At 37.9% G+C, this 20,074-nt stretch carries 20 protein-coding genes; 18 read left to right on the top strand and 2 right to left on the bottom strand.

Annotation, left to right across the window (positions count from 1 at the left end):
- Nucleotides 1-5: 5 nt before the first annotated feature.
- The 16 genes from nuoF (at nucleotide 6) to ASU31_RS05730 (ending at nucleotide 14,978) form a co-directional block, all read left to right on the top strand.
- Nucleotides 6-1,373, top strand: a complete 1,368-nt coding sequence (gene nuoF / locus ASU31_RS05805; protein ID WP_057931423.1) for an NADH-quinone oxidoreductase subunit NuoF — start codon at nucleotides 6-8, stop codon at nucleotides 1,371-1,373.
- Nucleotides 1,374-1,464: 91 nt separating this feature from the next.
- Entirely contained in the window at nucleotides 1,465-2,004 is a 540-nt protein-coding gene (locus ASU31_RS05800) for an ORF6N domain-containing protein (protein ID WP_057931422.1), read from the top strand.
- 74 nt (nucleotides 2,005-2,078) lie between these two features.
- Nucleotides 2,079-3,089 (top strand): NADH-quinone oxidoreductase subunit G, encoded by a 1,011-nt coding sequence (locus tag ASU31_RS05795; RefSeq protein ID WP_029274750.1) that lies wholly within the window; start codon nucleotides 2,079-2,081, stop codon nucleotides 3,087-3,089.
- A complete protein-coding gene (gene nuoH / locus ASU31_RS05790) occupies nucleotides 3,089-4,126 on the top strand; it encodes an NADH-quinone oxidoreductase subunit NuoH (RefSeq protein ID WP_057931421.1) in 1,038 nt (345 codons plus the stop codon). The genes ASU31_RS05795 and nuoH overlap by 1 nt, the downstream gene beginning before the upstream one ends.
- A gap of 2 nt (nucleotides 4,127-4,128) precedes the next feature.
- Nucleotides 4,129-4,632: a NuoI/complex I 23 kDa subunit family protein gene (locus ASU31_RS05785; protein ID WP_025146332.1), complete on the top strand. Its 504-nt coding sequence runs from the start codon at nucleotides 4,129-4,131 to the stop codon at nucleotides 4,630-4,632.
- A 128-nt stretch (nucleotides 4,633-4,760) separates the two neighbouring features.
- Entirely contained in the window at nucleotides 4,761-5,264 is a 504-nt protein-coding gene (locus ASU31_RS05780) for an NADH-quinone oxidoreductase subunit J family protein (RefSeq protein ID WP_029274747.1), read from the top strand.
- Entirely contained in the window at nucleotides 5,264-5,593 is a 330-nt protein-coding gene (nuoK, locus tag ASU31_RS05775) for an NADH-quinone oxidoreductase subunit NuoK (protein WP_029274746.1), read from the top strand. The genes ASU31_RS05780 and nuoK overlap by 1 nt, the downstream gene beginning before the upstream one ends.
- Before the next feature lie 13 nt (nucleotides 5,594-5,606).
- Nucleotides 5,607-7,508 carry an NADH-quinone oxidoreductase subunit L gene (nuoL, locus tag ASU31_RS05770; protein ID WP_057931420.1) on the top strand — a complete coding sequence of 634 codons (1,902 nt, stop codon included), beginning with the start codon at nucleotides 5,607-5,609 and terminating at the stop codon, nucleotides 7,506-7,508.
- Between the two features lie 20 nt (nucleotides 7,509-7,528).
- Nucleotides 7,529-8,992: a complex I subunit 4 family protein gene (locus tag ASU31_RS05765; protein ID WP_057931419.1), complete on the top strand. Its 1,464-nt coding sequence runs from the start codon at nucleotides 7,529-7,531 to the stop codon at nucleotides 8,990-8,992.
- Nucleotides 8,993-8,995: 3 nt separating this feature from the next.
- Nucleotides 8,996-10,366 carry an NADH-quinone oxidoreductase subunit N gene (locus ASU31_RS05760; protein ID WP_057931418.1) on the top strand — a complete coding sequence of 457 codons (1,371 nt, stop codon included), beginning with the start codon at nucleotides 8,996-8,998 and terminating at the stop codon, nucleotides 10,364-10,366.
- A gap of 47 nt (nucleotides 10,367-10,413) precedes the next feature.
- Nucleotides 10,414-11,073 carry a DedA family protein gene (locus tag ASU31_RS05755; RefSeq protein WP_057931417.1) on the top strand — a complete coding sequence of 220 codons (660 nt, stop codon included), beginning with the start codon at nucleotides 10,414-10,416 and terminating at the stop codon, nucleotides 11,071-11,073.
- A gap of 2 nt (nucleotides 11,074-11,075) precedes the next feature.
- Nucleotides 11,076-11,627, top strand: coding sequence for an inorganic diphosphatase (locus tag ASU31_RS05750; RefSeq protein WP_025146339.1), 552 nt, complete (start codon nucleotides 11,076-11,078; stop codon nucleotides 11,625-11,627).
- On the top strand, nucleotides 11,627-13,051 hold the full coding sequence (locus ASU31_RS05745) for a hemolysin family protein (RefSeq protein ID WP_083505277.1): 1,425 nt from the start codon (nucleotides 11,627-11,629) through the stop codon (nucleotides 13,049-13,051). The genes ASU31_RS05750 and ASU31_RS05745 overlap by 1 nt, the downstream gene beginning before the upstream one ends.
- 8 nt (nucleotides 13,052-13,059) lie before the next feature.
- Nucleotides 13,060-13,764 (top strand): 16S rRNA (uracil(1498)-N(3))-methyltransferase, encoded by a 705-nt coding sequence (locus ASU31_RS05740; RefSeq protein WP_057931416.1) that lies wholly within the window; start codon nucleotides 13,060-13,062, stop codon nucleotides 13,762-13,764.
- Nucleotides 13,765-13,889: 125 nt separating this feature from the next.
- On the top strand, nucleotides 13,890-14,474 hold the full coding sequence (locus ASU31_RS05735; protein ID WP_029274737.1) for a DUF4159 domain-containing protein: 585 nt from the start codon (nucleotides 13,890-13,892) through the stop codon (nucleotides 14,472-14,474).
- 3 nt (nucleotides 14,475-14,477) lie between these two features.
- A complete protein-coding gene (locus ASU31_RS05730) occupies nucleotides 14,478-14,978 on the top strand; it encodes an acyl-CoA carboxylase biotin carboxyl carrier protein subunit (protein WP_057931415.1) in 501 nt (166 codons plus the stop codon).
- 186 nt (nucleotides 14,979-15,164) lie between these two features.
- Here the strand turns inward: ASU31_RS05730 and ASU31_RS05725 are convergent, their stop codons facing one another.
- A complete protein-coding gene (locus tag ASU31_RS05725) occupies nucleotides 15,165-16,850 on the bottom strand; it encodes an SUMF1/EgtB/PvdO family nonheme iron enzyme (protein ID WP_057931414.1) in 1,686 nt (561 codons plus the stop codon).
- A gap of 638 nt (nucleotides 16,851-17,488) precedes the next feature.
- Here ASU31_RS05725 and porV point away from each other — a divergent pair.
- Both porV and ispF read left to right on the top strand, forming a co-directional pair.
- Nucleotides 17,489-18,679, top strand: a complete 1,191-nt coding sequence (porV, locus tag ASU31_RS05720) for a type IX secretion system outer membrane channel protein PorV (RefSeq protein ID WP_057931413.1) — start codon at nucleotides 17,489-17,491, stop codon at nucleotides 18,677-18,679.
- A gap of 60 nt (nucleotides 18,680-18,739) precedes the next feature.
- Entirely contained in the window at nucleotides 18,740-19,219 is a 480-nt protein-coding gene (gene ispF, locus ASU31_RS05715; RefSeq protein WP_057931412.1) for a 2-C-methyl-D-erythritol 2,4-cyclodiphosphate synthase, read from the top strand.
- 6 nt (nucleotides 19,220-19,225) lie between these two features.
- Here the strand turns inward: ispF and ASU31_RS05710 are convergent, their stop codons facing one another.
- Nucleotides 19,226-19,684, bottom strand: coding sequence for a hypothetical protein (locus tag ASU31_RS05710; protein ID WP_057931411.1), 459 nt, complete (start codon nucleotides 19,682-19,684; stop codon nucleotides 19,226-19,228).
- Nucleotides 19,685-20,074: the final 390 nt, after the last annotated feature.

Below are 20,074 nucleotides of genomic sequence, written 5' to 3'. Positions count from 1 at the left end.
TTAAAATGTCTCGAAAACTGTTACTTGAGCATATAAACGTACCGGGCATCAATACACTTGAAGTCTATCGCCAAAAAGGCGGGTACCGTGCTGTGGAAAAAGCCCTTAAAACTTTAACACCCGAAGAGATTGTTGAAGAAGTTAAGAAATCGGGCTTACGCGGTCGCGGAGGTGCGGGTTTCCCAACCGGGATGAAATGGAGCTTTTTGGCTAAACCAGAAGGTGTTGCACGTTATTTGGTGTGTAATGCTGATGAATCAGAGCCAGGAACTTTTAAAGACCGTTATTTGATGACTTATATTCCCCATGCATTAATTGAGGGAATGATTGTATCGAGTTTCGCATTAGGCGCTAAGGTTTCTTACATCTATGTACGTGGCGAGATGATGCCTCAGATCCGCATTTTAGAAAAAGCAATTGCTGAAGCTAAAGCAGCCGGATGGTTGGGTAAAAACATTTTAGGAACAGGTTACGATTTAGAATTATATGTTCAGCCAGGCGGCGGCGCTTACATTTGTGGTGAAGAAACTGCTTTGTTAGAATCGCTTGAAGGTAAAAGAGGTAATCCACGTATTAAACCACCATTTCCGGCAATTGCAGGTTTGTATGGTTGCCCTACAGTGGTTAACAATGTTGAATCGATTGCTGCAGTGGTGCCGATTATCAACGATGGTGGCGATGAATATGCAAAAATTGGTATCGGTAGAAGTACAGGTACAAAATTAATATCCGCATCAGGTAATCTAGTAAAACCAGGTGTTTACGAAATCGAATTGGGTTTACCAGTAGAAGAATTTATTTATTCTGACGAGTATTGTGGCGGTATTGCGAATGGTAAACGTTTAAAAGCGACAGTAGCAGGTGGATCATCTGTGCCTATTTTGCCTGCTAATTTAACTTTAAAATATGCTAACGGCGAACCTCGTTTAATGAGTTACGAATCTTTATCTGAGGGTGGATTTGCTACAGGAACCATGATGGGGTCAGGCGGTTTTATCGCTTTTGATGAAGATCAGTGTATTGTTCGTAATACCTGGAATTTTGCCCGTTTTTATCACCACGAAAGCTGTGGACAATGTTCACCTTGTCGTGAGGGTACCGGATGGATGGAAAAAGTGTTGCACAAAATCGAACACGGCCATGGTAAAATGGAAGATGTTGATTTATTGTGGGATATTCAGCGTAAAATTGAAGGAAATACAATCTGTCCGTTGGGTGATGCAGCAGCCTGGCCAGTAGCCAGTGCAATCCGTCACTTCAGAGATGAATTTGAATGGCACATTAAAGAACCGGTTAAAAGCCAGAGCCAAAATTACGGTATCGCAAATTATGCAACACCGATTGAAAAAGCTCCGGTAACGGAAGAGAAATAAAATATTTAAGGTATCACAGATTGTGATACTAAATTCTAAGGCCGCAAAATGCGACCTTAGAAAAATAACTTAACACAACGAGTATATGTAAATGAAAGAACCGATATCACCAGCAATCATCCCCAACGAAGTAATAGTTAATAAAATATATCTTTTTAGAGGAGTGAAGGTGATGTTAGATTCTGATTTAGCAGAACTCTTTGGCGTTGAGACTAAGAAGTTAAAACAACAAGTTAGAAGAAATATAGAGCGTTTTCCGGAGCACTTTATGTTCGAGCTAACAAAAGAAGAAAACGATGTCTTAAGGTCACAATTTGTGACCTTAAGACATGGACAACACTCAAAGTACCTTCCGTTTGCATTTAGCGAACATGGTATTTTGCAACTGTCGAACGTTTTGAAAAGCAGTAGGGCAGTAGAAGTAAGTATTAAAATTATTGATGTGTTTGTACAACTTAGAACGATGGTTTTAAGCAATACAGAAATAAGGCTAGAATTAGAAAAGATTAAAAAGAAAGTAGATAATCAGGATAAAAATATTGAAGTCATATTCAGGTATTTTGATGAGCTACTAGAACAGAAAGAAAAGCCAAGAAAAGAAATTGGTTATAAAATCTCGAAAGAGAAATAATAAATTGTAAAAAAGATTGCTTCGTACCTCACAATGACGGTAGAAGTAGAAAAATAAAAAGAATATCATTAACCATGAGTGAAAAAGTTAAGGTTACGATAGATGGGATAACAGTAGAGGTTGATAACGGAACAACCATTCTGAATGCTGCGAGGCAAATCGGAGGGGATATTGTTCCGCCAGCAATGTGCTATTATTCTAAATTACAAGGCAGTGGCGGTAAATGCCGTACCTGTATTGTAAAAGTGACTAAAGGTTCGGAGAAAGATCCTCGCCCAATGCCTAAGTTGGTGGCTTCTTGCCGTACAACCGTAATGGATGGGATGGAAGTGCTTAATATTACTTCTCCAGAAGTTTTGGAAGCACGCGCAGGTGTTGTAGAGATCTTATTGATTAACCATCCCTTAGATTGTCCTGTTTGCGATCAGGCAGGAGAGTGCGATTTGCAGAATTTGGGCTATGAGCATGGTTTGCAAAAAACACGTTATGAATTTGAACGCCGTACTTTCGAGCGTATAGATATAGGTGATAAAATCCAGTTGCACATGAATCGTTGTATTTTGTGCTACCGTTGTGTTTTTACAGCTGATCAGATTACAAACAAACGTGTTCATGGTATCTTAAACCGTGGCGATCACTCCGAAATTTCTACTTACATCACCCAGGCTGTTGATAACGATTTTTCAGGAAACGTAATCGATGTTTGCCCTGTAGGTGCTTTAACCGATAAAACTTTCCGTTTTAAAAACCGTGTTTGGTTTACTAAACCAGTTGATGCACACCGCGATTGTGATCACGAAAAATGCAACGGTAAAGTAACACTTTGGTATAAAGGAGCAGATGTTTTACGGGTTACCGCACGTAAAGACCAGTTTGGAGAAGTAGAAGAATTTATTTGCAATACTTGCCGCTTTGATAAAAAAGCAACTGCTGATTGGGTAATTGAACATCCAACGCACATTGATGATACTTCGGTAATTGCATCTAACCACTACGAAACATTAAAACCTTTGCATGTAATTCAGCCAAATGAGGCATTACAAGCTGCAAATGAAATTGAATTACATAAAACAGTTAAATACTAATGGATAGCGCTTTTGTTATAGAAAAATTTATCCTGGTAGCTGTAATTTTCGGCATCAGTTTAGTTATTGCCATGTATTCTACTTATGCAGAACGTAAGGTAGCTGCATATTTACAAGATCGTTTAGGTCCGGATAGAGCTGGCCCCTTTGGTATTTTACAACCATTGGCTGATGGCGTTAAAATGTTTATGAAAGAGGAAATTATTCCTACATCATCAAACAGATTTTTATTTATCGCTGGCCCTGGTTTGGCTTTGCTTTGTGCCTGTATTGGTACTGCCGTTATTCCATGGGGTAGCCCCGTTTTAATTGCGGGCAAAACTATTCCTTTACAGGTTTCAGATATCAATGTTGGTGTTTTATACATTTTCGGAGTCGTTTCTTTAGGTGTTTATGGTGTAATGATTGGTGGATGGGCCTCAAACAACAAATACTCTTTGTTAAGTGCTATCCGCGCAGCTTCGCAAAACATCAGTTATGAAATTGCAATGGGGTTATCAATTATCGCTTTGCTTTTAATGACGAATACCTTAAGCTTAAAAGAAATCGTTGATCAGCAACATGGCTGGAGATGGAATGTTTTATATCAGCCGCTAGGGTTTCTAATCTTTATGGTTTGTTCATTTGCAGAAACCAACCGTGCGCCATTCGATTTGCCTGAATGTGAAACTGAATTGATAGGTGGCTACCATACCGAATATTCGTCAATGAAATTAGGTTTTTACCTATTTGCTGAGTATATCAATATGTTCGTATCATCGGCAGTAATGGCGGCTTTATACTGGGGCGGTTATAATTACCCTGGTATGGATTCGATGGCGGTGTGGTTAGGTCCAACCTGGGCACCACTTTTTGGTACAGCAGTTTTCTTCGGTAAAATATGTGCTTTCATCTTTTTCTTCATGTGGGTACGTTGGACAATCCCTCGTTTCCGCTACGATCAATTGATGAATTTAGGTTGGAAAGGTTTAATACCTTTGGCTATTGCCAATATTATAATAACAGGTGTTGTGATTGCGATTATTGAGAAGTTTTAATTATGGAATCATTAAGTAATAAGAAAAAAGTACTGGAGCAAAAGCCATTGAGCTTTATGGAGCGGATGTACCTGCCAGCAATTGCTAAAGGTATGGGCATTACCATCAGTCACTTATTTAAAAAAGAGGCTACTATAAGATATCCTGAAGTAGAGCGCGAATTCTCTACCAACTTTAGGGGGATGCACTCACTAAAACGTGATGAGAATGGTAAAGAACGTTGTACCGCCTGCGGTTTGTGCGCTTTATCTTGTCCGGCTGAAGCCATTACCATGATTGCAGCTGAACGTAAACCTGAAGAGAAAGATTTATACCGCGAAGAAAAATATGCAGCAACTTACGAAATCAATATGTTGCGTTGTATTTTTTGTGGCTTATGTGAAGAAGCTTGTCCAAAAGAGGCAATTTACTTAGATGGACCGATTGTACCTGCTGATTATCTACGTAAAGATTTCATTTACGGAAAAGATAAGTTGGTAGAGGCACCATTGGAAATGAAAAAATAAAATGATGGTTCGCGAAGACAGGAACCATGGTAAATAATCTTAAGCCTCGGTTCGTGTCTTCGCGAAACGAAAAATAATTAATGGCTTGTGGAGACACAAACCATGGAACATAAATAAATAAACAATTAATGAGTACACAAGTATTCTATTTCGTAGCCACATTAAGTATCATCTTTTCGCTGATGGTGATTTTTGCAAAAAATCCGATCCACAGTGTATTGTACTTAATCCTTACCTTTTTTACCTTTACTGTTCACTATGTGCTATTAAACGCACAGTTTTTAGCAGTGGTAAACTTTATCGTTTACATGGGCGCCATCATGGTATTGTTCCTTTTTGTACTGATGCTGCTTAACCTGAATAAAGAAACCGAACCAAGTAAATCGCCGCTGATCAAAATCGTAGGTGTAATTGCAGGGGGGTGTTTGGTAGTAACTTTAATCGGTTCTTTAAAATCAGCAAGTATTACCAGCCCATTAATTTTAAAAAATCCGGGATTAGGATTGGTAGAAAACCTAGGCAAGGAGCTTTTTGGCCCATTCTTATTGCCATTTGAATTGTCATCTCTATTACTATTGGCAGCAATGGTTGGAGCCGTTTTATTATCTAAAAGAGATGAGGTAGAAGCATAATGGAAAATTTATTCACACAAGCAGCAGGCGTTCCGCTAAACCACTACATCTATTTAAGTGCCATTATTTTTTCTATCGGCGTTATAGGTGTACTTACCCGCAGAAATGCCATTGTAATTTTTATGTCGGTTGAGCTGATGCTAAATGCGGTTAACTTACTTTTAACAGCATTCTCGGTTCATAACAATGACCCATCAGGGCAGGTTTTCGTATTCTTCATTATGGCTTTGGCAGCTGCAGAGGTTGCAGTAGGCCTTGCAATTATTGTAATGGTTTACAGAAATACGAAATCAGTAGATATTAATGTTTTAAATCGCCTTAAGTGGTAAATATATAATAAGAATGACAATAGAACAATTGATTTGGTTGGTTCCGTTACTTCCTTTTTTAGGGTTTGTAATTAATGGACTAGGCAGAAACTCTTTATCTAAAGGACTTGTTGGTATCATCGGAAGCGGGGTAATCTTCGCCTCCTTTATCATTAGCGTAGTTATTTTCTTTAGTTTACAAGGCGACACACAAAAATCTCACGAAGTATTTTTATTCGATTGGATTAGCGCAGGTGCATTACACATTCCATTATCTTTTCTGGTTGATCCTCTAAGCTCAATCATGCTTTTGATCATTACTGGAATTGGTTTCCTGATCCATTTATATTCAACCAGCTATATGCACGGCGATGCAGGATTCGGTAAGTTTTTCTCTTATCTGAATTTGTTTGTATTCTTTATGCTTTTGTTGGTATTGGGCTCAAATTACATCGTTATGTTTATCGGTTGGGAGGGCGTAGGTTTATGTTCATATCTGTTAATCGGTTTCTGGTATACAAACAGTGCTTATGCCTCAGCAGCTAAAAAAGCTTTCGTAATGAACCGTATCGGTGATTTAGGCTTCTTGTTAGGTGTATTCTTAATCTTCACCACTTTTGGTAGTGTAGAATTTGCTAAAGTTTTCCCTCAGGCAGCGAATATGTTGCCGGGCAACGATACGCTGGTTTTAATCACCATTTTATTATTTATCGGTGCCTGCGGTAAATCGGCACAGTTGCCATTATTTACCTGGTTACCTGATGCAATGGCCGGACCAACACCAGTTTCGGCTTTGATCCACGCAGCTACCATGGTTACAGCTGGTATTTATATGATTGCACGTTCGAGCGTATTGTTCGATCTTGCACCGCTTACCCAGCACATTATTGCTGTTGTTGGTGCAGCTACAGCTTTAATTGCTGCAATTATTGCTTTAACACAGACTGATATTAAGAAGGTATTGGCTTATTCAACTGTATCGCAACTGGGGTATATGTTTTTAGGCTTAGGGGTTGGTGCTTATACAGGTTCATTTTTCCACGTATTAACCCACGCATTCTTCAAAGCACTATTATTCTTGGGCGCAGGCTCGGTAATCCACGCTATGCACCATGAGCAGGATATGCGCCATATGGGTGGATTGAGAAAGAAACTTCCGGTTACTTTCTTAACGATGCTGATCGGTACCATTGCTATTGCTGGTTTACCACCATTCTCTGGTTTCTTCTCGAAAGACGAAATTTTAGCACACGCTTTCCAGGCTAGTCCGATACTTTGGGGAATTGGGGTTTTAACCGCATTCTTAACGGCATTCTATATGTTCCGAATGATGTTCTTGACTTTCTCAGGAAAATACCGTGGAACACATCACGAGGAAAGCCATTTACACGAATCGCCAACTGCAATGACTTTCCCTTTAATCATTTTAGCTGTTCTTGCAGCAATTGGCGGAGTAATTAATCTTCCTCATGTTTTTGGTGGAAACGAATGGTTGGCGCATTGGTTATCGGGAGCAGGTGTTGCACAGCATGAGTTGGAATTAAGCCACTCAACTGAATATTCGTTAATGGGTGTTTCGGTAGCAGCAGCTGTGATAGCTTTATTATATGCTTACACCAGATATGTAAAAGGGGCACGCGTTCCCGTTGCTGATGAAGCACCGCGTTCTGCTTTAGCAAAATTATCCTACAATAAATTCTACCTCGATGAGATTTATGATTTCCTGATCACTAAACCATTAGATGCACTTTCGAAATTCTTTTATAGGATTATCGATAACAAATTTATCGATGGAATTGTGAACGGATTAGGATGGAGCACAAACGAAGCCAGTAAGGGTATTCGTTTACTACAAAGTGGAAACGTAGGTTTCTATATATTTATGATGGTATTTGGTATCATCGCATTACTTGCATATACATTTTATTACATATAAAAAGGGTTCAAAATTAAATAATGGAACAACTTTTACTACTTATATTTCTTCCGCTTGTAGGTGCAATTATTACTGCATTTGCTGGTAAGTCGGCTAAAATAGTTTCGACCGTATTTTCGGTTGTTTCTTTGGTTTTGGCTTTGGTTATCGCCGGTAATTTCATTCCAAATGCAAGTACCCAGTTTGAGGTTAATTTGCCATGGATTGCAGATTTAGGCATCAATTTCCACGCAGGTATCGATGGTATTAGCATGCTTGTGGTATTGCTAACCAATTTATTGGTGCCAATTATAATTTTATCGAGCTATAACCACGAGTATAAAAATCCAGCTGCATTTTATGCGTTGATTTTGTTTATGCAATGTGGCTTATTGTTGGTATTTACTGCATTAGATGCGTTCTTGTTTTATATCGGATGGGAAGCAGCACTAATTCCAATCTACTTTATCTGCGCCATCTGGGGAGGAAAAGACCGCATCCGTATCAACATGAAATTCTTCGTGTACACCATTGCAGGTTCATTATTTATGTTGATGGGTATTATTTACTTATATCTTCAAAACCCGGCACACAATTTTGATATTCAAGCCTTTTATGCTTTAAACTTAGATAGCGCACAACAGGGATGGATCTTCTGGGCTTTCTTTATTGCTTTTGCCATTAAGATGCCAGTTTTTCCTTTCCACACCTGGCAGCCAGATACGTATACAGCCGCTCCTACACAAGGTACAATGCTTTTATCAGGTATCATGTTAAAAATGGGTATCTATGGTGTAATTAGATGGTTGTTGCCAATTGTTCCGGCTGGCGTTCACGATTGGGGTCAGATAGCTATCATTCTATCGATCATCGGTATCGTTTACGCTTCGCTGATTGCTTTTACACAAAAGGATGCTAAACGTTTAGTAGCTTATTCATCTATTGCTCACGTTGGATTAATATCAGCAGGTATCTTTGCCTTCAATCAGCAAGGTATGCAAGGTGCAATGGTACAAATGTTGAGTCATGGTATTAACGTAGTAGGTCTATTCTTTGTTTTAGATATCATCTTTTCTCGTGTTAAAACAAATAAAATTGAAGAGTTAGGTGGAATTGCGAAAGTAGCACCACAGTTAGCGCTTACTTTTCTGATCATTGTTTTAGGCACGGTAGCTTTGCCGGGAACAAACGGATTTATTGGTGAGTTTTTATTGCTAATAGGCGTTTATAACTACGGTATTTGGGCTGCAGCTATTGCAGGATTAACCATTATCTTTGGTGCAGTTTACATGTTACGTATGTACCAGAATGTAATGCTGGGTGAAACCAACAGCTTGACCATCACTTTTACCGATATTAAAGGAACTGAAAAATTGGTTCTTTATACAATTTGTGCATTGATTATTGTTTTGGGAGTTTATCCAAAGCCAATTTTGCACTTAACAGAGGCATCTGTACAACATTTATTAGAACAGGTAAATCAAAAATTAAACACAGTAAATTAAGCAATGAATATTATTATAACCATTAGTATAACAGCTTTTATAGTGCTTTATGCAGGTTTGTTTAAGGCAAATAAAGCATTACTACCACTTACCGTTGTTGGTTTACTTACTGCGCTAGGATTTACTTTTTGTGCATGGAATGGCAATGCTGTTCATTTCGGAATGATGCAGACAGATAACTTCGCCCTGGCATTTTCCGGTATCTGTATTATCGGTACCCTTTTGATCTTTTTATTAACACAGAACTATTTCCATGCCAAAAGCGATAACATCGCCGAATATTATACCCTGATTCTTTTCGCACTTGCCGGAATGATCATGATGGTATCGTATAAAAATATGGCCATGTTATTTGTAGGCTTGGAAATCATGTCGGTGAGTTTATACATTTTGGCCGGTATCCGTAAAAAGGATTTTGCCTCTAACGAAGCCTCTTTAAAGTATTTCCTAATGGGTGCTTTCTCAACTGGTTTCCTGTTATTTGGTATCACGTTAATTTATGGCGCTACTGGCTCATTCGATTTAGATAAAATACAAGCTTATCTGGTAAATAGCCAAACAATTTCTCCAATATTCTATCCGGGTGTTATCCTGATGATGATTGGTTTAAGCTTTAAGGTTGGTGCTGCTCCTTTTCATTTCTGGACACCAGATGTATACGAAGGTGCTCCTTCTTTAATTACCACTTTCATGAGTACTGTAGTTAAAACTGCAGGCTTTGCTGCTTTTTTAAGATTATTTGCGGGGGCACTTGCTCCACTTCACGATTTTTGGGTTGCACCACTCATGGTAATTGTTTGTTTAACCTTATTCATCGGAAACGTAACTGCGCTGTTCCAGAAGAACTTCAAACGCATGTTGGCATATTCGAGTATTTCGCACGCGGGTTACCTATTGTTTTCGCTTATTGTGTTAACCAAAAATTCTGAAAACAACGTATTGGTTTATGCCGCGGCTTACACCTTCGCATCAATTATCGCTTTTGCGGTATTAATATTGGTGAAACAAAAAACCGGCAGTGATAGCTTCGAAAGTTTCAATGGTTTAGCTAAACGTAATCCACTAATAGCACTATGCTTAACTGTAGCTATGCTTTCGTTAGCCGGTATTCCGCTAACAGCTGGTTTTATCGGGAAATATTTAATGTTTCTGAATGTGATGACAGAGTATAAGACTTTACTTGTTGCATTTGCGATTTTAAATGCGCTGGTTGGCTTTTATTATTATTTTAGGGTAATTGTGGCCATGTGGTTTAAAGATGGCGCAGAAACAGAACTCTCAGCCCCGGCACAGTACAAAGTTGTGTTACTGGTTTCTGTAGCAATTACATTAATTTTAGGTATTTATCCTGCAATTATTTTAAACCTGATATAGGTATGCTGTTGTTTAATAATTATTTGTAGTTTTACGAATAATTGAATATGCACGATTTTTGGAATAACCTGCATCAGCTACTTGATCCCGAGAAATTATTGAGGGAGGGTGGTTTCTATCTTGTCGTATTCGTTATCTATGCAGAAACAGGCCTGTTTTTTGGTTTTTTTCTTCCCGGAGATTATTTATTGTTTTTAGCGGGGATGTTTGTGGCAACAGGCAAGCTTGATGTGAACATTGCGGTGCTCTTGGCGGGCTTGTGTTTCGCCGCCATTTCTGGAAATTTTACCGGTTATTGGTTCGGACGTAAAACGGGGCCAGTATTGTACACCAGAAAAGACAGTTTCTTTTTTAAGAAGCGATATTTAAAAGCGGCAGAGGATTATTATCATAAACAAGGTGCCTTTGCTTTAATTATGGGCAGGTTTGTACCAATTGTTAGAACTTTTGCACCGATTTTTGCTGGAGTTGTAAAATTAGAGTTTAAAAAGTTTGCGTTATACAATATAGTTGGCGGCGTACTTTGGATCTGCTCCTTAACTTTGCTCGGTTATTTTTTGGGCAGAAGGTTTGAAAAAGAAATTAACGATTATTTATTATATATTATTATTGGCTTTATCCTTATTACAACTATACCATTATTAATTACCTTTGTAAAAAGTAAAGTAGTGAGTGGTCCTGAAGAGGATAAAACAGATTTAAATTAAAAATGGCAAAAGACGATCATCACGCATGGCATAGCGTATCTCCTGGACACAATGTTCCAGAAATTGTAAACGCAATTATTGAAATTCCAAAAGGATCAAAAGCAAAATACGAAATAGATAAAGAATCAGGTCTGATCAAGTTAGATAGGGTTCTTTTTTCATCAGTAATGTACCCGGCAAACTATGGTTTTATTCCGCAAACTTATTGCGATGATAAAGATCCATTAGATATTCTGGTGCTTTGCTCGGTAGATGTTTATCCAATGACATTGATCGAAGCGAAAGTGGTTGGTGTAATGCACATGGTAGATAACGGAGAGCAAGATGATAAAATTATCGCGGTTGCTGCTCACGATATGTCGGTAAACTACATCAACGATTTAGATGAATTGCCTCCGCACCAAATGAAAGAGATTGTTCGTTTCTTTCAGGATTATAAAGCATTAGAAGATAAAAATGTAACGATCGAACATTTACTTGGTGTTCGTTATGCGCATAAAGTAATTAAAGAAAGCATAGAACTTTATAACACAACATTTAGAGAATTGGCTTAATGGATTTACCCACGGTATGTTTGTTTTTAAATTTTGAGCTAAGTGCAATCCTGCCCACAAACGTAGTTTTGGTTGCTTTACAGGAACCCGATACCACTTCTGTAGGCTGGCGATTATTCTTTGCATTATTTTTGGTGTTACTTAACGGATTTTTTGTTGCGGCAGAGTTTGCAATTGTAAAAGTCCGGGCATCACAGATTGAAATTAAAGCAAAAACAGGCAGTCGTGTTGGCAAAATGGCCAAAGGGATTATTCATAATCTTGATGGATATTTGGCCGCCACACAGCTAGGTATAACGCTTGCATCGCTTGGCTTAGGTTGGGTAGGTGAAGGCGTTATGCATACCATTTTCAAAAATCTTTTCGATAGTTTGGAATGGGGATTGAGCGATGCTTCCATCCATACCGCATCTACAATTGTTGCCTTCTCGTTGATTACGATTATGCACATTGTATTTGGCGAATTGGCACCTAAATCATTTGCTATCCAACGACCGGTAGCAACAACTTTATTTGTCTCTGTACCATTACAGATATTTTATGTGGTATTTAAACCATTCATCTGGACATTAAATAGTCTTGCTGCGATTATCCTTAAGCCATTCGGAATCGACACTTCAAGCGGACATGAGTCGCTTCATAGTACCGAAGAACTTCAGTATTTATTAGATCAGGGTAAAGAAAGCGGCGCATTGGATAATAACGAACATGAGCTGATTAAAAACGTATTCGATTTTAATGAGCGAGTGGTGAAGAATATCATGGTACCCCGCACCAAGATTTCGGGTATTGAACTAACTTCTCCAAAAGAAGAAGTGATTGATACGATTATTAAGGAAGGCTATTCCCGTTTGCCGGTTTACGATGATATTATGGATAAAATTGTTGGGATTATCCATGCAAAAGATATTTTACCATTGGTTGCAGCGGGTAATCAGCATTGGACATTAAACGATATCATCAGAAAACCATATTTTGTTACAGAAACCAAAAAAATTAACGATCTGATGAGCGAACTGCAAAGTAACCGCATACAGATTGCTATTGTATTAGATGAGTTTGGCGGTACAGCTGGCATGGTTACCTTAGAAGATATTGTTGAAGAGCTTGTTGGGGAAATCCAGGATGAATACGATGAAGAAAAGCCACTGGTAGAAAAAGTATCTGATAATGAGTTTATCGTAAATGCATTCGCTACTGTATATGATGTAAATGAACATCTGCCTCACGATTTGCCAGAGGATGAAGATTTCGATACCATTGGAGGATTGGTTTCTCACGTTTTTGAACGTATCCCTGAGGTAGGGGAAAGCAACGAGTCATATGGTTATCTGTTTACTATCCTTAAAAAGACAGAGCAGAATATCGAAACAATCAAGTTAGAATTGGTGATCAATAAAGCAGATATGGTTGATAATCATTAATTTCAACTATGCATATTTTTTATACACCAGATATAACCCAAAATACTTACACACTTAACGAAGAGGAGAGTAAACATTGCGTCAGGGTGCTTCGCCTTACCATAGGCTCAATCGTTAACCTGGTTGATGGGAAAGGTGGTTTTTATACTGCTGAAATTACTTCCGATAATCCGAAAAAAGTTTCTTTATCCATTTTAAAAGTAGAAACGGAGTTTCATAAAAGAAACCATTACCTGCATATTGCCGTTGCGCCAACTAAAAATATCGACCGTATCGAATGGTTTTTAGAAAAAGCTACAGAGCTGGGTATTGATGAAATTACACCAATTATTACCGATCGATCGGAGCGTAGGATAGTTAAAGAAGACCGGCTCAATAAAGTAATTACTTCGGCTGTTAAGCAATCGATAAAAGCCTATCATCCAAAATTAAATGATGCCATTTCTTTGGATACTTTTTTAAAAGAACCTTTTGATGGCGATAAGTTAATTGCACATTGTATCGATAACGGAGAGAAACAATATATATCCAAACTTGTTGCTCCGCATCAAAAATATTTAATTCTTATTGGTCCTGAAGGAGATTTCACACCTGATGAAGTTAATTTAGCTTTGAACAAAGGCTTTAAAGCATTAACTTTAGGTGATAACAGATTACGCACAGAAACAGCTGCTTTATCTGTTTGTTTTGAAATCAATTACCTTAACCGATAATCAATTTGAAGTTTTCAGTTTTCAGTTTTCATTTTCCGAAATTCAAGTTTATTGCTTCTGGCGTAGGACTTTTAGCGCTCTGCCTTGTGCTTTGTGCTTTCAGCGCTTTACCACCAACTTATCGTATGGCCAAACTCAAATATAATGGTGGCGGCGATTGGTACGCAGATAGGACTGCTTTGCCCAATTTAATTGCCTACTGTAATGCCAATTTGAAGACTAATTTTTATGCCGAAGAAAGTATCGTAGAAGTAGGCTCGAAAGAAATATTCAATTATCCATTTGTTTATATGACCGGCCACGGAAACGTGGTTTTTAATGATCAGGAAATTAAAAACTTAAGGCAGTACCTTACAGGCGGTGGTTTTCTTCATATAGACGATAATTATGGGTTGGATAAATTTATCCGCCCGCAGATGAAAAAGGTATTTCCAGAACTGAGTTTTGTTGAACTGCCCGCTAACCATGCGCTTTATAATCAGAAATTTAAGTTTCCGGGCGGCTTGCCAAAAATCCACGAGCACGATAATAAAAGGCCTCAGGGGTTTGCGTTGATTTATAAAGGTAGAGTTGTGTGCTATTACACCTATGAATGCGATTTAGGGAACGGTTGGGAAGATTTTGGCACCTATCCTGAAGATACACAAGAAACGAGGACTAAGGCGCTTAAAATGGGTGCAAATTTGGTTCAGTATGCTTTAACTCAATAACAAATGTACAAAGTAAAAGTAAACGATCAGTTTTTATTCGAGGTCGAAAATAAGGAGTCATCTTTTTTGATAAACGGCGAACCCATTAAGTTCGATCTGAGTTCAATTGGGAATAATAGTACGCATGTTTTATACCAGAATAAATCTTTTAATACAGAGCTGGTTGAGCTGAATAAAGCAGATAAAACCTGTAAAATAAAGGTTAACGGTAATATTTATCAGATTAGCATCGAAGATCAGTTTGATGTTTTGTTAAAACAACTCGGCCTGGATAGTTTAACCGCTAATAAAGTTTCAGAAATTAAAGCACCGATGCCCGGTTTGGTGCTAAAGGTTTTGGTAGAAGAAAACGTTGAGGTAAGGAGAGGGGATAACCTATTGGTGCTGGAGGCTATGAAGATGGAAAATATCTTGAAATCATCAACCGATGGTGTGATCAAGAAAGTTTTAATTAAGCAGGGCGATAAGGTAGAGAAGAACCAGATCTTGATTCAGTTTAAGTAGATAGCACTTTTACCCATTAAAGAGTTAATATAGTGTCGTCACCCTGATCCGATAGCTATCGGATTTATTTCAGGGTCTTTTAGCATGAAAGATGCTGAAATAAATTCAGCATGATGATCGCCTCGTCAAATGAGCGAAATACAATACACATAAAAAAGTCCCGATTTAATGTCGGGACTTTTCTTTTTATTTACCTCTACTAACCCGGTAAGGTTTTTGAGGAGGGTTTTTAAAATTTCTTTTACCTGCCGTACTAATTTCTGGAGCGCCAAGCATAGTCATGGCACAACGGAAACCAACTTCTGCTGATGATTCATCTTGTTGCATAAAACGGCGTGTTGCTGGGTTTAACCAGTAAGCCATATCATTCCAGGAGCCACCTTTATAAACTCTGGATTTATCGTTTACAAGCGTTACACCTTCTTCATTTAACAAAGTGTTTTGTCTATCACGATAACCTCTTTGATCGGCCTGATAACTTGTTGATGCTACTGGAGATTGTGGATCAGTCGATTTTGAAATCGAATCAGAACGTTTTGCCTGTGCCTGTTTTTCTGCCCAGGTTTGTTTTCTTCCAGCGTAAGCATTTTCCTTAATCGGATTACCATATTTATCTAATGCAATTTTTCCGCTTTGAGAATCCTCTAGTTTTTTATTGGTGAAATAGTTGCCACGATAAGGGTTAAATGCATCTGCGTCACTAAATGTAGCCGTTCTGTATACATCATTAACCCACTCGTTAACGTTACCAGCCATGTTATATAAACCAAAATCGTTTGGTGTATATTGAATAACCGGAACAGTTAAATCTCCTTTATCATTTAATGAACCACCAACACCCATATAATCACCAGGTGCCCTTTTAAAGTTGGCCTGAATCATACCTCTGGTTTTCTTTTTGGCAGAACTCACACCTAAACCATTCCATGGATAGATTTTATTCTGATTGATGTTCTCGTATTCCGTATTGCCAATTAAACCTAAAGCAGCATATTCCCATTCAGCTTCCGTTGGTAAACGATAAGGTTGCATAATTACACCATCTTCTAATGTCGCAGTTCTTCTAGGCTGATTATTTTTGCCTCCAGATGCCGGGGCTGCTGTTCCTCCTGCAGTTGATGTTGCTGCACCAGATTTGGTATTGTAATCAATAGGTGCGTTTTTACCTTTATCATCATACTGATTGTTTAAATATGCATCAGTATTAAACGGTTTGTCTGGTTTTGGAGTCGCCGCTGCTGTAGTAGCAGCATTGCCTTTTCCATTACCGGCTAAAGTTTTATAATCTGTTAAAATTCCTTTTTCGCGTAAAATAAATTCGTTTGCCCTGGATGTTCTCCATTCGCAATAGCGGGAAGCTTGCTCCCAAGAAACACCTACTACAGGGTAATCACGATAAGCCGGGTGCCTTAAATAATTGTCTACGTAAGGTTCGTTATATGATAATGCCTGACGCCAAACCAAAGTGTCAGGAAGCTCATTGTAATAATATTCACGGTCTTCAGGGAAGTTATATCTGATCCAGTGTAAGTATTCTAACCAATCGGTATTCGATACTTCAGTTTCATCCATATAAAACGATGGAACAGTAACCTGTCTTTTATAATTGTAAATATTTGGCTCAACACCTGGTACTTCGATGGCACTACCACCAACAACTAAAACTCCACCTTCAATTGGAATTAAGCCCGGCCCCGGAGCTCTCTTGTATTGAGTAGCTACAGCAAAAGCACCAGATTGGTTGTTTTTGCTTTTCCTATCGGCATAAGGGATACCTGTTTTGCTAGAACTGTTTCCTCCTTTTGAGCTACAGCTCGTAAGTAGGGCAGCTAATGACAAACAAGTAAAAGAATATAGTAACAGTTTTTTCATATAGTTCGTTGGGAAAATCGTCCCTATAGGGATTCAACCGATAAAATTAAACAATTTTAAATGAATATATAAATAATGTGATAATAAAATATCGATTATATTTTTGAGTGATAACGTATTATTTTAAAGCGTATTGTGTCTACTTACTTTTTCAGTTAAATTTAGGTTAAATAATTATAAATAAGCAAGATAAAAAAGAAAGGGAGATGATTGAGAAGTAGTGTTAGTAAGCCATTAGCCCAATAGGTGAAATTACTTTTGTTACGGCTCAGGTCATCTCAATATTAATTTTTTTATGTTTTTAGTGACTACTTAAATACATATATATATAAAAGAGTATTGTTATAGTTTATAGAGATTGCAATAATTTAACCATATTTGATTTAAAGATTATTAAGTTGACAAATCGAACATAATTTTTTATATAAAAAGAAAATAGCTCAATTATGATGTTAAATGGTTATTAGTTATGTGTTTACGTTTTTTGTAGTCACACCCGTATGTAAAAATCGTAGGTTTAATTAGTAAATAATCATAGAATTCGTAATTTGGTGAAATATAAGTTTTGGTTTTACGTTACTGATATATTCTCCAGTTATTGCTAAATACCAAAATCTAAAATTACGTACCTTTAAAGGATGAATTTCAAGTACATCAGTAAACTTGCTTTTTCTGCACTCTCAATGGCCTTGGTGTTTGGTAAAACAAATGCTCAGGTAACCATAGGCAATACACAAACAAATGGTAGCGAGGCAAACAATATTGTAACAGCAGTTCCATTTCTGCTCATTACACCCGATGCCCGTGCTGGTGCAATGGGTGATGCTGGCGTGGCCGTTGCTGGTGATGTAAATTCAGCCAGTATAAACGCTTCCAAACTTGCATTTTTGGATAAACCTTACGGATTTTCTGTTTCTTATAGCCCATGGTTAAAAAGTTTAGTACCTGATATTAATCTTGCTTATTTAAGTGGCTTTTATAAATTGGATGATCGTAATACCATTGGTGCCTCATTAAGGTATTTTTCTTTAGGCTCTATTCAGCTTACTGATATCAATCAGCAGGATCTGGGTATTTCCAATCCGAATGAATTGGCGTTTGATGTTTCTTTTGCCCGTAATTTTGGTGAAGAATTTTCATTGGGAACATCATTAAGATATATTTATTCAAATTTAGCCTCAGGTCAATTTTCATCTTCAGGGCAGGTTCATAGCGGAAATGCAGTAGCTGTTGATGTGTCTGGATTATACAAAACAACAACAACAATGTTTGGCAGGCAAACTGTTCTTTCTGCAGGCGCTAATATTTCCAATATTGGAACAAAAATGAGCTATTCTGATGGTGGAGAAAATTTCTTTTTACCTACAAATTTTAAAATAGGAGGCGCGTCTACAATTACTGTAGACGATTTCAGCACCTTAACTTTTGCCCTTGACTTTAATAAGTTGCTGGTGCCTACGCAGCCAATATACGATTCGAACAATAACATTGTGAGTGGAAAAAATCCAAACCGTTCAGTACCTGCCGGAATTTTTGGTTCGTTTAGTGATGCTCCAGGCGGTTTTAGTGAAGAATTAAAGGAAGTTGGAATTTCAACAGGCTTAGAGTACTGGTATAACCAACAGTTTGCGGTTAGAGCAGGTTACAACTACCAGAGCCCAATGAAAGGCGATAGCCGTTACTTTACCCTGGGCCTTGGATTAAAATACAATGTTTTTAATATAGATTTCTCTTATTTAATTGCAAATGCACAAACAAGTCCACTTGCAAATACCTTACGTTTTGGTCTATTGTTTAACTTTGGCGACAAAAAGATTGTTAAAAAGTAATTTTAAGCTATCAGTTTATAATTAACCGATTAACATGTTTAACAATTAACCTAAATACCCATGAAAATTAGAGTAGGTTTCGGATTCGATGTACATCAGTTAAAAGATCAGCATCCTTTTGTTGTTGGTGGAGTTACATTAGACCATCATAAAGGTGCTTTTGGGCATTCGGATGCCGATGTTTTGCTTCACGCCATCTGCGATGCGCTTTTAGGAGCAGCCAACCTTCGTGATATTGGTTTCCATTTTAAGAACACAGATGATAGGTGGAAAGGCATCAGTAGCTTAATCCTGCTGAAGGAAACGGTTAAATTGCTGGCCGAAAAAGGATGGCAAATTGGCAATATAGATGCGATGCTTTGTTTAGAGGCGCCAAAAATTAACCCTCATATTCCTGCTATGCAGCAAAATATTGCTGAAGCTATTGGAATTTCTACCGAAGATATTTCGATAAAAGCCACTACAAATGAGCAAATGGGGTTCATTGGCAGGGAAGAAGGTGTTGTTTCTTATGCCGTTTGCCTGATAGAAAAGCCTTAATTCCTACTAAAATTTTCGGGCGGTTAAGTAAGAAATCGGTAGGCCTATGCAGAAAATCAGAATTACTGCATTTAAAATCGCCCGTTCGTAATGAAACGGTGCTGCAGGTATTTTGGTTAGTGGAACAATCAATAGGGTCATGATCGTCCAAACGATAATCCCATAAATTATTCCTGACAGGATAATATTCTTTCGCAAAACAGGTGTTTTTGTTGATGCGATAGTAAAAATCAGGGTAAAGCAAAAAGCAATAAAGTAGTGGAGTGCTAAACCTATAAGGGCTGTTTTAATACCTCCTGCAAAAGCTTCCGGCCCCATAATAGCACTGGCGATATACTGAAATACCCCCGTAAAATTCATCTTTCCTAAAAATATAACTGCCGCCAGTCCATCTAATGTTCCCGCAATAAGTGCAATCAATAAAACCTGTTTAAAGGAAAATATAGTTTGGTTAGATTTTTCCATAAACAATAATAATGTTTTTTTTAAATAGCTTGTTATTAATTGTTTATGTTTTTTTGGTTGTGTGTAATAATATTAATCTTGATTAAGAGCTGTCATATTGAGCCTGTCGAAATGCTTTACATTGCATTTTAGCCAGCGCTTCGACAGGCTACCTTGACCTTATTTTGCAATTACCTCCTAATAAGATATTTGTGCCACTATACATTTCCACCCAGCTAGGCCACAAGCACAGTATCCCCGTTCCACTTAAATCCGGCCTAACAAATTTTTCGGATTCTGCTGCCCCAGCCACACCACTGACTTCTAAAGAAAAATTTTCAGCCGGCATTTTTTGTTTCTTTTTGATGCCAAAAAGAAAGAGCCTTTCGGCGGCGGTGAGCCGAGACAAGA

The sequence above is a fragment of the Pedobacter ginsenosidimutans genome (assembly GCF_001442625.1).
GTDB classification, from domain to species: Bacteria; Bacteroidota; Bacteroidia; order Sphingobacteriales; family Sphingobacteriaceae; genus Pedobacter; species Pedobacter ginsenosidimutans.
Note: the sequence above shows the minus strand (reverse complement) of the source record. Positions and strands in the feature narration are given on the sequence as shown.